Source organism: Methanosarcina barkeri MS, assembly GCF_000970025.1.
GTDB lineage: Archaea > Halobacteriota > Methanosarcinia > Methanosarcinales > Methanosarcinaceae > Methanosarcina > Methanosarcina barkeri.
Window position 1 is genome coordinate 3,143,359 of record NZ_CP009528.1, and the last position, 13,840, is coordinate 3,157,198.

Genomic DNA, 13,840 nt, shown 5'->3' on the forward strand with positions numbered 1-13,840 from the left:
AATTCAGGGGGAGTGCCCTATAATTTCCTCCACCATTTCAACAACATTTTTAGGAAAATCCAGATTATTGATCGCATCAGAAACAATATGAAGGTTCTCAAAATTAGTTATACCTTTAGACTCATGGAACTTATTAGTCACCATAATTCCATTATCTATTTTTAGTAATTGGGTTACACCATAGAGTTTCATGACATCATACATCTTCGCTTCGGTGTTTTTGCATTCTATGATACAAACAGGTTTATCGTTCTTTGTGATAAGGACATCAAGTTCAGTAACTTCCGAGATTTCAGATTTCGAAGAGTTGCTTTCGATTAAGGCTTCAATTGTTTCGGGTTGTTCTCTCGCTCCTTTGTTGTATACCTGTACACTGTGAAAGATCTCAATATCTTCATTTGATTTGAAATGTTCTTTTAAGGTATGGTAAACCCAGACTTCAAGAAACAAGCCGGTATATTCTGGTTTTATCCAGATTTCATAAAGGGCTTCTGAGATTTTGTAGAAACAAAACTTTTCGGGAGTGCAAAGGGGAAAGTCTTCAGAATTAGATTCTTCATCTGCGAAAGTGACTTTATCGAATTCCTTTCCTTTGTGTTGTACCGAGTCAATGTAAATGTCAGGAGTTATTATCCCTATTTTTTCGGCTTTTTCACAAACATGAGCAAGAGATCTGTTTATTGTATTGGAGAATAATTGATCTGCGATATTGGACAGGTTGGAAATATAGGTATAGTATTTTGAGGTTGATTTTCCGGGCATTGCTTTGGGAAGTAGGCGGGATTCCCGGATGAAGTCAAAAAAGTACTGGTAAGTGTTGTTTTCTTTGCTTATTTCTTGGGAATCGTCTTTTGAAGATAGGCCTGAAAAAGTTTGTTTTATAAAAAAGTTACGTAGAGTCCTGTCGTCTTCAAAAGCAAAGATTAGTTTCTTAATTTCTTCAGATTCCACGTAATCAAGAGGTTTGATAACTAAAGGAAAACCGTTATGCATTAAGTCTTTCTGGGAGGTATTTCCTGTAGACGTATTCAATTATTGCACTCCTGGGAAGTTCAGAAAGTTTTTTCAGGGTCTCTATTTTATCTCCAGGGATATATTCGGATGGAAGTTTAATTTCGGATTGGGCAAAATCCGAAAGCTTGTAGACATATGTGACAAAATCTCCGCAGTGCTCTTTTTCTTCTTTGATGTAGCCGGTTGCAATCAAATCTTCAATGGTTTCAGTAAGATCCCAGGAATAAGGCCCGTAGTGATATTTATCGAATTTGAAAAATTCAGGGAGCCCAAGCTCCATTTGTCCTAAAAATACTATTTTTTGTAATTTGGTTCTGCCTTCTATTTTACCCAGTCCTGAGAGAAGTTCAAGAATGAAAGCTTTTCTGGAACTGGATTTGTCCTCTTCTGGCATACAATCCCCTTGTAACAACCGCATTTTTTGTATAATTTTTAATTAAATCTGTAGCGTTGTAGTGCTTAATACTGAAGCACTATTACCTATATGCACTATTAGTATTTGTCGTTTATTTCAAGATTTTGATTTCAAGAGGGATTTAAGTTCTTCAACACGCTCTATGTCTGCAATCATATCCGAAATGTCATTTAAATCCAGATTATTTTTATCCATTATTTTGATCAACTTTTTTGGAGAATACTGATTTCTAAAGTTACTTGGAACCAGACTTCTGGTTGCTTCATAATACCAGAGAGCAATCCCTGCAAAATAAATATCTGCTTTTATCAATTCACAAATCGAGGAAAAGTGCGTATTAACAACGAAAAAGTCATTAGTTGTGTGTACTTTACATTCTTCCAGAAACTTAATTGAATGATTGTTATTTGGAATCAGGTCGAGGCAAATTCCACAATTATGAAGCCAGATCAAAGCTTTGGTATAAGCTATTCCATAAATCTTATTTTTGTGCCATGCTGATTTTAGTCCTATGATCTTGTAAGCCTCATTTGAAGAAGCAACTTCTACAAGCAGGTTTTTCTGTTGATCTAAATCTTCAGATATACTTTGAATGTATTCGGCATTTAATTTTATAGAGTTAAAAACAGAATCTGCAGACTTTAGGATAATTTCAATATCTGTGATTCCAGCATCCAGTTTATTGATAGCGGCAATCTTCCCTCTTTTGTTTGGCTCTTCTACAGCCTCTTTTTCAGCCAACAAATGAGTCTTTGCTGTCATGATCCAGCCGTAATCCAGCTTTTCTCGGTCAAGGAGCCTATATTTATTGAGAATATTGAATTCATAATTTACTTCTGCATCAGTCAGGTTTCCACCAAGAAGCGCAGCTATACAGAAGTTGTACCAGAGAGAATCATCGTCTGTTATCATTCCAGGTTTGTCCCAGGTCTCTTCAACTCTATTAACAAGCTTTTCAAAATCAGATGGAATTGTCATATTTACAGATATCACTCAACAAGTATTAATTTTTTTGTAAGTTTGCAGGGGGTAAATATCATTCACTACAAATGGAGTTTAGGTCTTCAAACATATAATTAATACAAAAATATTCTATTATATTTAGTAAAAGTTAATTAGAGGTAATCAAAAATATGTTACAATAGTTTTACTCAAGATTTAATTAAAAGGAATGGGTTTCTGGTGTTCAACGAGGAAAATTCAGTTGAAAATTTTATTCGGGATCTATTGAAGAATATTGGATGGAGATTTGTCCCAAGAAGTGAACTCAACAGGGCAGAATCAGATATTCTTGTAGAAGAAAATCTTGTAAATGCACTGGTCAGATTGAACCCTCTCGTTGCAGAAAACCCAAACCGTGCAGATGAAATCATCTATAAATTAAGAGCTATTCTCATTTCTGTCAGAGGCTTAGGGCTTGTAAAAGCCAATGAAGAATTTTCCCGGTGGCTCAAAAATGAAAAAACCATGCCTTTTGGAGAGAGAGGGGAACACGTTTCTATAAAATTGATTGATTACGAGAAGCCGGAAAACAATGAATTCATAGTTACCACTCAGTACAGTTTCACACCGAAAAGAAACCTGAACAGAAGACCAGACCTTGTACTACTGGTAAACGGGATTCCTCTGGTCATTGGGGAAGCAAAAAGTCCGGTGAGACCTTCAATATCCTGGCTTGATGGAGCTATTCAGCTTGATGAGTATCAGAAATCCGTTCCGGAATTATTTGTGCCAAGCGTTTTCTGTTTTGCAAGCGAAGGGAAAAATTATCGTGTAGGGTCGGTCAAGCTTCCGATCGAAAAGTGGCAGCCCTGGAGAAAAACTACGGATACTACTTTTGAGCAACTGGAAGAAGTAAAACATGCTGTAAACCTGATGTTAAGTCCGGAAACTGTGCTTGATATTACGAAGAATTTTACAATATTCAGCACGGACCAGAACAGCCAGAAAATCAAAGTTCTCTGCCGGTACCAGCAGTATGAAGCAACAAAGCAGATAATAAAAAGGGTAATTGAAGGTCGGATCAAAAAAGGGCTTATCTGGCATTTTCAGGGATCTGGAAAGTCTCTACTGATGGTCTATGCAGCTCTGCAGCTTCGGCAGAATCCAGAACTTAAAAGTCCTACTGTTATCATTGTTGTGGATCGAATTGACCTGAACTCCCAGATTACCGGTACATTCAATGCTGCAAATATTCCAAATACAGTAACAACGGAATCAAGAGAAGAGTTGAAACGCTTACTTGAGCAGGATACACGAAAGATAATCATTACTACAATTCATAAATTCGCAGAGGCAGACGGCATTTTAAATGAAAGGGATAATATCATTGTGCTGGTTGACGAAGCCCATAGGACTCAGGAAGGCGATCTGGGAAAGAAGATGAGAGAAGCCCTGCCAAATGCGTTTCTTTTCGGGCTTACCGGCACTCCGATAAACACAAGAGATCGAAATACTTTCTGGGCTTTTGGGGCTGAAGAAGATAAAAACGGGTACATGAATAAATACGGTTTTGAGCAGTCACTGAAAGATAAAGCAACCCTTCCAATCTATTTTGTACCAAGACCCGTAGAACTCCATATCAACCAGAAAGCTATTGATGAAGCCTTCCATGAGATGATTGACCAGCTGGAAGAAGATGATAAAATCCAGCTATCAAAACGTGCCGCAAAATTCGGTGTACTTGTAAAGTCTCCAGATCGGATAAGAAAGGTCTGTAAAAACATTGTGGATCACTATAAAGAACATATAGAACCAAGTAATTTTAAAGGTCAAATCGTCACTTTCGATAGAGAGGCATGTCATCTCTACAAACAGGAAATTAATAAATACCTGAGTCCAGAGGAGTCTGCTGTTGTTATGACTCTAGGACAAAAAGACCCGGAAGACTGGAAAGATAAATACTCACTAACTGATGATGAACTCGCAAAACTGCTGGATCGTTTCAGAGACCCGTCTGACCCTCTCAAACTCCTGATTGTAACCTCTAAACTCTTAACAGGTTTCGATGCTCCAATTAATGAGGTTATGTATCTTGACAAACCCATGAAAGACCATACTCTTCTTCAGGCAATTTGCCGGGTAAACCGTCCGTATAAAAACAAAGATCATGGGCTTGTAGTTGATTATTTAGGGATCTTTGATAATGTTGCAAATGCTCTCAACTTTGATATTAAAGAGATACAGAACGTAATATCTAATCTTAACAAATTAAAAGACGAATTCCCGCTTGCCCTTGAAACATGCTTAGCTTATTTTGAAGGAATTGACCGGAGTCTTGAAGGATACGAGGGGTTACTTCCCGCCCAGGAATGTCTGCTCACAAATGAACGAAGGGATCAATTTGCAGCAGATTATTCATATCTTGCGAGACACTGGGAAGCTCTCTCTCCAGACTCATTTTTAAATCCGTATGAAACCGATTACAAATGGCTCACTCAGGTATATCAATCTATAAGACCAACAGACAGCAATGGGAAACTTGTATGGTATGTACTTGGTCCTAAAACTCTTGATCTTATACATGAGAACACCACCGTTCAAATAATTCGAGATGATCTTGAAACGCTTATAATGGATGCAGATATCCTTGAGAAAATCTCAGAAAAAGAAGCATCCAAGAGAGCTAAAAATATTGAAATAAAAATTGAGTGGAAGCTACACAAGAATGCAAACGATCCACGGTTTGAAGAGCTGGGTAAAAAACTTGAAGAGCTAAAAAACAAACATTATAAAAATACAATCAATAGCATTGAATTCTTAAAAGGACTTCTTGAGATTGCAAAGGAAACTGTCATACTTGAAAGAGAAACTCCTGCTGAACCTGTTGACAATACAAAGGAAGCTCTTACTCAATTATTTATGGAATGTAAAATCGAGCAAACCCCAGTAATAGTAGAAAAAATAGTAAACGACATCGATAGCGTTGTAAAATATACCAGATTTGACGGCTGGCAGTGGACTGATACGGGTGAAAAAGAGATAAAGAAAGCTCTGCGCAAAACATTGTTGAAATACAAGCTTCACAAAGATCAGGAGCTTTTCGATAAAGCTTATGAATATATAAGGGAACATTATTAATTTTCTGTTCACTTATTCACTTTTGGTCAGTAGTTAATTCTTTAATAATTTATTATCTATCGAAGGAACAGATGTACTCATTCTTCACTGTTCCTTAATTTCCTATTTATTCGATTTAAACGTTTTAGGAAGGTTTTTAAATTTTTCCCATTAGTAGATAGACAGATCCTGAAATAACCGAAGGGTAAAAAATGAGTGCGATTACAACTTTTGACAGCACAAAGTCGTTCATGAAAGATATACTGAAAGACATCACAATCGGAAAAGTTCAACTTCCTGACTTTCAGCGTGGCTGGGTCTGGGACGATGAACGCATAAAAAGCTTGCTCGCGAGTGTTTCCCTTTCTTTTCCGATCGGAGCTGTAATGATGCTTCAAACTGGGAACGATGAGGTTCGTTTTAAGCCAAGACTCATCGAAGGTCTGATACTTGATCCACAACCAGAACCGAGTCAGCTGATTCTTGATGGACAGCAAAGATTAACTGCACTCTACCAGTCTATTTTGAGAAAAAAAGCGGTTGATACTGAAGATATAAGGAAAAAACCGATTAAAAGGCACTATTACATCGATATTGAAAGATCCCTTAATCCATACGTGGATAGAGAAGATTGTATCAGGAGCATCGCTGAAGATAGAATTGTCAGAAACTTCAGGGGGGAATCTATCGAGGATTACTCCACACCTGAAAATGAGTTTGAAGCAGGTCTATTTCCACTTAATCAGATTCTGGACAGCTCTAACTGGCGGATGGCGTATCAGGAGTACTGGTGGAACAGAGAATACGGAAAAAACAAGATAATGATGTTTAGCGAATTTGAAAAGGAAGTAATAAGCCGCTTTGTGGAATATCAGATCCCCCTTATAATGATGAACAATAGTACACCAAAAGAAGCTGTATGCCTCGTTTTTGAAAAGGTCAATACTGGCGGTGTAACGCTTACTGTATTTGAACTTCTTACAGCAACCTTTGCTGCGGATAATTTTAATCTTAGAGAAGACTGGGAGAGAATCCGTAATAGTCATTTAAAGAAATTTAGTGTACTGCAAGGTATAGAAAATACAGACTTCCTTCAAGCCGTATGTCTTCTAGCCACTTTAAAAAAGAGGATAAAAAAACTTGAGGAAGGAGAAGCTGAAGAAAAAGCCCCTGCTGTCAGCTGTAAGCGTAAAGATATTCTCAAAATGAAACTGGAAGAATACACAGAAAATGCCGATAAAGTTGCCAAAGGTTTTGAAAAGGCTGCAAAACTTCTCAATATTCAAAATGTATTCACACCTAGAGATATTCCCTATAGAACTCAGATAACTCCGCTAGCCGCAACCCTTGCAGTACTTGGAGACGAAGCCGATACAGACGGAGTTAGAAAGAAAATATTCCAGTGGTACTGGTGCGGTGTGCTGGGAGAATTATATGGAAGTGCCATAGAGACCCGTTTTGCAAAAGACTTACTTGAACTTCTCGATTGGATCAATGGAGGTCCAGAACCTTCAACTGTAAAGGAAGCAAGCTTTGACCCGGAACGCCTTAACACACTTCGAACCCGTAATAGTGCAGCATACAAAGGAATTTATGCGCTTCTCATGAGGGATGGAGGGATAGACTTCAGAACCGGTGAGCCAATTGATATCCAGACATACTATGAGGACAATATCGATATTCATCATATCTTTCCTCAAGATTGGTGTAAAAACCATGGAATTAGCCAAGATGAGTACAACAGCATTATCAACAAAACGCCCCTTTCTGCAAAAACCAACCGTATAATAGGTGGCAGTGCACCGAGTTTCTACGTAGAAAAGATTCAAAAAACTGCAGGAATCGATGAATTCAGGATGAATGAAATACTTTCAAGTCATGTAATAGAACCTTCACTTATCAGGAATGATGATTTCAATAAATTCTTTGAAACTCGTAAAAAAGCAATTCTTAAAAGAATAGAAAAAGCAATGGGAAAGCCTGTTATTCATAGGGAAGAAGAATAACAAATTATTTATGAAATCCTCTTTTTTCCTTTTCAACAGAGAACTCTTTTCTCTCTATTCCTCTCCAGCACCCTTAGAACATCCTCAGACTCCATGATCCCGGCAAGTTCAAACGACCTCCTTCACACCACCCAGTTCCTCAAGAGATATTCCCAGTAAATTCCAGAACCCCCTCTTCAGCTTTTAACAAGTATCTTAGGAATTCCCGGTCGCTATCAAAAATTTTGCATTCAGGGGTCCGGTTTGAGGATTTCACGATCTAGAGATTCTGTCGCGGATCGGTTTGGTGAAGGATCAAAAACTAAAAACGGTAGGTGTGGAAGAGGGGAGCAGTATGCGCGGAAAATATATTTCTCAAGAAATTTACTTTTGAATAACTTACCAGTAGCAGCCTTGCATGAAAAAACAAGAACAAAAGAATTATGAAATGTATTGAAGGTATCTTAATTTTCGGCTTTTTCCTGAAAAATCAAACAGTGACATCTTTATATCTTTTCTTTTTCCTTATTCAGCGCATCTATTTTTGCCTGTATCTCATCCTTCTGCTGCTTGTACCTGACTTTGATTTTTTTAACCTCTTTGTAGATAAGCAGGCTTTCTTCACTGATTCCTTTCATTGACTCAATATGTATTACGAGTTCATCTACTCCTTCGTCCAGTCGCGGTTCTACTTCCCGCCATTCTGCATACTTAGCCTCTAATTCTTCCTTACTTTTGTCGTCAAGATCAAAGATCTCATCCCAGAGGTCCATAATCTGGCTGTCTAGCTCTTCTTTTGTAGGCATTATCTTCTCCCCGGTTCGGTAAATCTGATTATAAGAGCACTGCTATTAATTTTTCAGTAACCTTTTTCTGGCAGCCGTCAAGCCGGCTTTTTCAACCAGTACAATGGAATTCAATAGTATTTTTATTTGCATAAATGATAAATTTGTCGTGAGGAAAAAATCTCAGTTATTCCCTGTTCTATTAAGAATTATCTATTTAGGGACCCTGTTTGAAGATTTTATGATTTTGGAAATATAGAGCATTCATGGTTTTTAGGGATTTTCAATCAGATAATAGGCAGGATCAGTTTGGAAAACAAGTGTTATATCGGTCTCAGAGAAATCAAAGGACCCATTTTTGATGTATACTTCAAGGATAAAAAGACACAGGAAATCGTGAAAATTTTTAAATATAAAGGGCTGGAAGATCTGTATCACCCAATATTTTCAGAAAGTTGTATTTATTTTTTGGAGGGAAAAACTTTCCCGACGGGAACGGTGGCCTGGATTTGGGCTGGCACAAAATCATTTATCAGGCAAGCAGATTCAAGAAATATTCAAGTAAGAGATTAATTCCAGGATATTTTTTGAAATTGGGAGCAGTGGTTTATTTTGTCGTATTCCCTGACTTTCAGTTTTATAAAAGAGGGATCATCCTTAATGATAAAAAACAATTCACTCCGGAACACATTTTTAAAATTGATTTGAAAATCGACATTTGAACAGGACGAAGACGGCATTTACGTAGCTTCGATACCTGAACTTCCTGGATGTCACACGCAGGCAGAGACCATTGACAAATTAAACAGAAGAATAAAAGAATCAACTGAACTCTATCTTGAGATTGAGCCTGAAAAATAAGAAGCTAAAAACCGGTCATTCTCTTCCTTCTTTTCCTTCTCTCCCCACATCTACCACCCTCTCATTTGCAGTTAGAATTTCAACTCCAAGTTCACTGAAATCCTTGTCATGGGTTACGAAAACCATATTTTTTGCTCGGCATATCTGGGCAAAGAGAAGATCGTTGAAATCGTATTTACCCTGCTCGAACATGTCCATGACTTCAGGAAGATCTATAGCTTCCATTTCGGGATCGCAGGCGAGGGTATTTTTAAGAATTTTTCTTACGTTATAGGCTATATCCTGGGCGATTGCCCGAAATGCCAGAGAGTTTCGAAATTCCTTGAACCTTGTAAACTCAGTCTGCTGCTTAAACTCGATTCTGGCGAAGGTGTTTATGAATTCTGAAATTATCATGCAGTTTATATAGATCGTGCCGTCGGAATTAATTATTTCTTTCAAAGCCTTTGAATAGGCATCCGACCGCTGGTCAGGCCAGCCGATTGGGCCGTAGATGTACAGCCAGATGTTGGTATCAAAGAAGTAGCTTTTGCCTTCTGGAAAATCATACATCTCTATGGAATGCACCGTTACAGGAGCAGGTTTTATGGGTCTTGGCCCTCCGGCGCGAAGTCTTGGGCGGCGCCTCACCGGAAAAACGGTTGCTTGATGAACGCTCTTACGCATCTTCTCCTCCAAGCACATCTTTCAGCGCCTTTCTGCAGGTATATGCATGTTCAAAATAGGTTTTCACCCGCTCGATTACTCTCTTAAGGATGATCTCATCTTCTTCGGAGATATCCGTGAATAAGAGGTTGCTCTCAATCTGCTCTGCAGGAAAACAGCCGTAAAGCTGTCCTATTGCCGAATTCAAAAAGGCAGGTGTAAGCTCATTCACTTCTGCAAAAGATAGCTCGATTTTCTTATTTTCACAGAGTGCAGCCGTAATAATATCATAAACTTTCTGACCGTCACAAGCAGCAACGCAGCAGTTTTCCCCGGCAGTTTCAAAAACATTGATCTTTACTCTTTCTTCCGTAAGTATCCCCATATGCTTATACTCACAATGATTTAAAAAGATCAGGGTATGACCCATGTTTCACTCTTGAAAGACACAGCTTGTGCATCCATAAATATTAAGTTATAGTCGGTAAGTATTAAGGTATAGTCGGTAAATATTAAGGTATACTCGGATTTTAGCTGGCCTTTTTAAAGAAAAGCCAGCCTTTTTCGCCTTTTCCATACTTTGTCTGGATCAAAACATAAATCCCTTTCAATTCTTCTCCTTCAAGTGCCACTACAATTTCCTTTTCCTCACGTTTCAAAAGCTCAAAAGTTCCCCTATCCCAGACCTCAACCTTGCCAGCTCCGTACTCTCCAGCCGGAATTTCCCCTTCAAAATCGGCATATTCCAGCGGATGGTCTTCAGTCTCGATAGCAAGCCGTCTGGTACCTGCCTCCTTCGGGGGCTCCTTTGGAACAGCCCAGCTTTTCAAAACTCCATCCATTTCCAGACGGAAATCATAGTGAAGCTTACGCGCATCATGGCGCTGAACCACAAAAATCGGTTTGTCGGAGCTTTGTTTAATATCACTGGTCAACGGTTCAGGCGTCTTTTGAAAGTGTCTTTTCTTCTCGTATTCTTCAAGCATAGAGGATCAATAGAAAATATGGTTGCAAACGGATTTTAAGCTTATTTTTTGCTTCTAGCCAGAGCATAGTCCGAATAGATTTTCAAAAGCTCTTTATCAGTGTGCAGGAGCACGGTTTCAAACATAGCTACATGGATTTTTTCTTCTCTGGCAATGTCAAGCAGGACTTTACGAATTTCTTCGCTTTTTGCCAGATTTGCCATTTACTCATAAATGTTGATAGCATCTATAGTCACGCCTGTAATTGTTGCAACAAAAACCTCATTGTATCTCATTTGAACAGTTGCATTATTTAGCCTCGTGACTATAGCTCTGCAATCATGGCAGCTCTAAGGATCTCTTTTTCAAGATATTCGGGTCTGGTTTTTTCAAGGTCTACAAGTGCTTCCGAAAGCAGGTTGCCACCCCTCCTTAAAGTGTTCCTATAAAGTATGAACGGACAAGAGTAATGTTTCTTTCTATTAGAAATTACAGCCTCAATAAAGTAATTTATAAAAATTAAATAAATGAAATTAAAATTAGACAAATGAAACTAAATGTGGGAATAGATATAACAATTTAATTATTTATAAAAATTAATATATAGTTAGTAAGAAAAGAAATGAAATTAATTTGTTGGTTTGCAATCGAGATTTAGTTTTTGTGAAGAAATAATAGTCCATAAAATATAATAAAAAATTACACACAGTTGGAAAAGAACTTATAGACAAATCTCATAAATAGTTCTATAAGTCAATTGCAAAATAATGATGAAGATATATATCCAGGCAAGCTCCAAAAAAGTTTATACAGGCTCGCCAGGAAACGATCTCACCGAGGCTAAAGATCTTGAAAAGAATAAAACTTTCCCTGCTTAAAAAAATAAAATCTTTTCTGCTTGTGTTTATGGTTTTGATTTTGTTCCTGCCAGGTAGCCTGGGGTTTGCCGCCGGAAATAACGAAGACCCTGAAACGCTGCAAAACTGCACACCTTCTGCTGATTCAGTGGTCGAATCCGTAATTAAAACAGCCCCAATGAACCCCGAATTTCTGGAAGACCAGCAGACTGACTCAATTGAAGCTTTTTCTTTTGTGGGCAGCTACGGACAGCTTTCAAGTACAGGGTATAAGCCCTCACCTGTAGACCTGTCAGAACTTGCAAGCTCTGAAGGAAAATTTTTACTGGTATCCTCAGGTTCAGACCTTCCGGCTGTTTATGATCTGCGCAAGGAGGGAAAAGTAACAGCCGTAAAGAACCAGGGAAACGATGGAAGCTGCTGGGCTTTTTCAAGTATTGCTTCTCTTGAATCTTACCTTCTGGGAAAAGAAGGAAAAAGCTATGACTTTTCCGAAAACAATATGAAAAACCTTGTCTCAAAGAACTATTCGCAGGGATTTGATCTTACTGCTGATGACGGTGGCAATGCATTCATATCAACAGCATACTTTTCTCGCTGGAGCGGGCCTGTAAATGAATCTGAGGATCTTTATGATGATTCATCTTCTTATTCACCCACAGAGCTTTCTGTACAGAAACATATTCAAGAGACATTTTTCCTGCCCGACAGGACAGAACCCCTGGATAACGAGGTTATCAAGAATGCAATTCTGGAGTATGGGGCTGTGTACACTACAATATACTGGAATCCTGGGTATTATCAGCAAAAAAACTATGCTTATCGATACCCAGGAAGCATTTCCGTCAATCATGCTGTAGCCATTGTGGGCTGGAATGATTCTTTTGACAGGAATTCCTTTACGCAGGTCCCTTCAGGAGACGGGGCTTTCATAGTGAAAAATAGCTGGAGCGACACATGGGGAGAGGATGGATATTTTTATATTTCCTACTACGACACAAAACTCGGATACAATGAAAACGCCGTGTTCACAGCTGAAAGTCAGGATAATTATGACCACGTCTACCAGTATGACCCTCTTGGATGGATAGTATCAAAAGAATATGAAGGAAGCCTTGTTGCCTGGGGCGGTAATGTTTTCTCCTCTGAAAGGAACGAAACCCTCAAAGCCATAGGATTCTATACTACGGACCTTAATACAGCTTATGAGATATACATATATAAAAATCCTGTTTCCGGGCCTGTGAATTCTGGACAGGGGTACCTTGTACAGGAAAGTGGCAGATACTCCTTCCCTGGATACCATACACATGTGCTGAATTCGGCAGTGCCATTACATGCCGGAGAGAGATTTTCAATAGTTATAAGATTTGCTAATCCTTCAGCTTCAGGTCCTCTTGCAGCCGAACAACCTGTAGCTCGTTACAGCAGCAAAGCCCAGGCCAATGCCGGAGAAAGCTATGTGAGCCCTAATGGAGTCACGTGGGAAGACATATCAAGCAATTCGGAAACAAATCTCTGTATTAAAGCTTTCACAACCAGTGTGCTCCCTGAGGCTGACTTTTCTTCAAACGTTACAATAGGAATGTTTCCTCTTACAGTCCAGTTCACAGACCTTTCCAGTAATGCCCTTTACTGGAAGTGGGATCTAAACGGAGATGGAAAAATCGACTCAACAACCCAGAACCCGATATATACCTACGGGTCTTATGGAAATTATGCTGTTTCTCTGACTATCGGTAACAGTAAAGGGTCTGACACCGAAACTAAAATCGGTTATATAAAAGTGGTCCCCCTTTCAATTGACTCAGCCAGCCCCGTAGAGAATATAACAACCTACAAAGGAGAGAAACAGGAGTTCAGTATCAGTACAAATTATGCCTGCGATATAAGCTGGTATTTTAATGGAGAAAGTAAAGGTTCCGAATCCAGCGTTAAGGATAGTTCATACACGGAGACCATCAGCTCTCCAGGTTTTTATAATGTCACAGCAATTGCCAGAACAGGAGATGAAAACATTGCATGGAGCTGGAACTGGACAGTCCTCAAATGGAATCCCTGGGATAGCCCGGATTCCCAGGAAGGGGAAAATATAAGCACCGAAGAGCTACAGGAAGCTATCCATATCTATCGCAGTGGCATACAGATCCCTGAAACCGGAGCAGAAATCACGGATGAGAGGCTCATAGAACTGATACAGTTATGGCGAGAAAGTTCAGGGAATTAACAGCTCCCGCGATGAAAATGAAAAGAA

General features: G+C 38.9%; 12 protein-coding genes and 1 pseudogene. 5 read left to right on the forward strand and 8 right to left on the reverse strand.

The features are described 5' to 3' along the window. Window positions 1-3: 3 nt before the first annotated feature. The 3 genes from MSBRM_RS12580 to MSBRM_RS12590 form a co-directional block, all read right to left on the reverse strand. Window positions 4-1,032 (reverse strand): hypothetical protein, encoded by a 1,029-nt coding sequence (locus MSBRM_RS12580; protein ID WP_141706409.1) that lies wholly within the window; start codon window positions 1,030-1,032, stop codon window positions 4-6. Next, on the reverse strand, window positions 986-1,408 hold the full coding sequence (locus MSBRM_RS12585) for a hypothetical protein (protein ID WP_052712889.1): 423 nt from the start codon (window positions 1,406-1,408) through the stop codon (window positions 986-988). Before MSBRM_RS12585 ends, MSBRM_RS12580 begins: the two co-directional genes overlap by 47 nt. A 117-nt stretch (window positions 1,409-1,525) precedes the next feature. Then, window positions 1,526-2,407: a hypothetical protein gene (locus MSBRM_RS12590; protein ID WP_048120836.1), complete on the reverse strand. Its 882-nt coding sequence runs from the start codon at window positions 2,405-2,407 to the stop codon at window positions 1,526-1,528. Window positions 2,408-2,611: 204 nt separating this feature from the next. Here MSBRM_RS12590 and MSBRM_RS12595 point away from each other — a divergent pair, with 204 nt between their 5' ends. After that, window positions 2,612-5,509, forward strand: a complete 2,898-nt coding sequence (locus MSBRM_RS12595; RefSeq protein WP_052712890.1) for a type I restriction endonuclease subunit R — start codon at window positions 2,612-2,614, stop codon at window positions 5,507-5,509. A gap of 191 nt (window positions 5,510-5,700) precedes the next feature. Then, window positions 5,701-7,494, forward strand: a complete 1,794-nt coding sequence (locus MSBRM_RS12600; RefSeq protein WP_048155890.1) for a GmrSD restriction endonuclease domain-containing protein — start codon at window positions 5,701-5,703, stop codon at window positions 7,492-7,494. A gap of 485 nt (window positions 7,495-7,979) precedes the next feature. Here MSBRM_RS12600 and MSBRM_RS12605 read toward each other — a convergent pair whose 3' ends face one another. Then, window positions 7,980-8,279, reverse strand: coding sequence for a hypothetical protein (locus tag MSBRM_RS12605; RefSeq protein WP_048120842.1), 300 nt, complete (start codon window positions 8,277-8,279; stop codon window positions 7,980-7,982). A 288-nt stretch (window positions 8,280-8,567) separates the two neighbouring features. Here MSBRM_RS12605 and MSBRM_RS12610 point away from each other — a divergent pair, with 288 nt between their 5' ends. Then, window positions 8,568-8,831 carry a hypothetical protein gene (locus MSBRM_RS12610; protein ID WP_048120844.1) on the forward strand — a complete coding sequence of 88 codons (264 nt, stop codon included), beginning with the start codon at window positions 8,568-8,570 and terminating at the stop codon, window positions 8,829-8,831. A gap of 156 nt (window positions 8,832-8,987) precedes the next feature. Beyond that, a pseudogene (locus MSBRM_RS19660) lies at window positions 8,988-9,119 on the forward strand (type II toxin-antitoxin system HicB family antitoxin); the annotation flags it as partial. Between the two features lie 15 nt (window positions 9,120-9,134). Here the strand turns inward: MSBRM_RS19660 and MSBRM_RS12615 are convergent. The 4 genes from MSBRM_RS12615 to MSBRM_RS21440 all read right to left on the reverse strand — a co-directional run bounded on the left by MSBRM_RS12615 (window position 9,135) and on the right by MSBRM_RS21440 (window position 10,953). Then, window positions 9,135-9,785: a type II toxin-antitoxin system VapC family toxin gene (locus tag MSBRM_RS12615; protein WP_048120846.1), complete on the reverse strand. Its 651-nt coding sequence runs from the start codon at window positions 9,783-9,785 to the stop codon at window positions 9,135-9,137. Continuing rightward, window positions 9,778-10,149, reverse strand: a complete 372-nt coding sequence (locus MSBRM_RS12620; RefSeq protein ID WP_048120847.1) for an STAS-like domain-containing protein — start codon at window positions 10,147-10,149, stop codon at window positions 9,778-9,780. The genes MSBRM_RS12615 and MSBRM_RS12620 overlap by 8 nt, the downstream gene beginning before the upstream one ends. 145 nt (window positions 10,150-10,294) lie before the next feature. After that, window positions 10,295-10,750, reverse strand: a complete 456-nt coding sequence (locus tag MSBRM_RS12625) for a DNA polymerase ligase N-terminal domain-containing protein (protein ID WP_048155893.1) — start codon at window positions 10,748-10,750, stop codon at window positions 10,295-10,297. A gap of 41 nt (window positions 10,751-10,791) precedes the next feature. Then, complete coding sequence (locus MSBRM_RS21440) at window positions 10,792-10,953, reverse strand: hypothetical protein (protein ID WP_230628864.1); 162 nt, start codon at window positions 10,951-10,953, stop codon at window positions 10,792-10,794. Window positions 10,954-11,578: 625 nt separating this feature from the next. Between MSBRM_RS21440 and MSBRM_RS12635 the strand changes: the two genes are divergently transcribed. After that, window positions 11,579-13,813, forward strand: a complete 2,235-nt coding sequence (locus MSBRM_RS12635) for a lectin like domain-containing protein (protein ID WP_230628866.1) — start codon at window positions 11,579-11,581, stop codon at window positions 13,811-13,813. Window positions 13,814-13,840: the final 27 nt, after the last annotated feature.

Coding starts and splice junctions, on each gene's coding strand:
- MSBRM_RS12585 (WP_052712889.1), bottom strand. CDS start 1,408: ATGCCAGAAGAGGACAAATCCAGTTCCAGAAAAGCTTTCATTCTTGAA.
- MSBRM_RS12590 (WP_048120836.1), bottom strand. CDS start 2,407: ATGACAATTCCATCTGATTTTGAAAAGCTTGTTAATAGAGTTGAAGAG.
- MSBRM_RS12600 (WP_048155890.1), top strand. CDS start 5,701: ATGAGTGCGATTACAACTTTTGACAGCACAAAGTCGTTCATGAAAGAT.
- MSBRM_RS12605 (WP_048120842.1), bottom strand. CDS start 8,279: ATGCCTACAAAAGAAGAGCTAGACAGCCAGATTATGGACCTCTGGGAT.
- MSBRM_RS12615 (WP_048120846.1), bottom strand. CDS start 9,785: ATGCGTAAGAGCGTTCATCAAGCAACCGTTTTTCCGGTGAGGCGCCGC.
- MSBRM_RS12620 (WP_048120847.1), bottom strand. CDS start 10,149: ATGGGGATACTTACGGAAGAAAGAGTAAAGATCAATGTTTTTGAAACT.
- MSBRM_RS12625 (WP_048155893.1), bottom strand. CDS start 10,750: ATGCTTGAAGAATACGAGAAGAAAAGACACTTTCAAAAGACGCCTGAA.
- MSBRM_RS21440 (WP_230628864.1), bottom strand. CDS start 10,953: ATGGCAAATCTGGCAAAAAGCGAAGAAATTCGTAAAGTCCTGCTTGAC.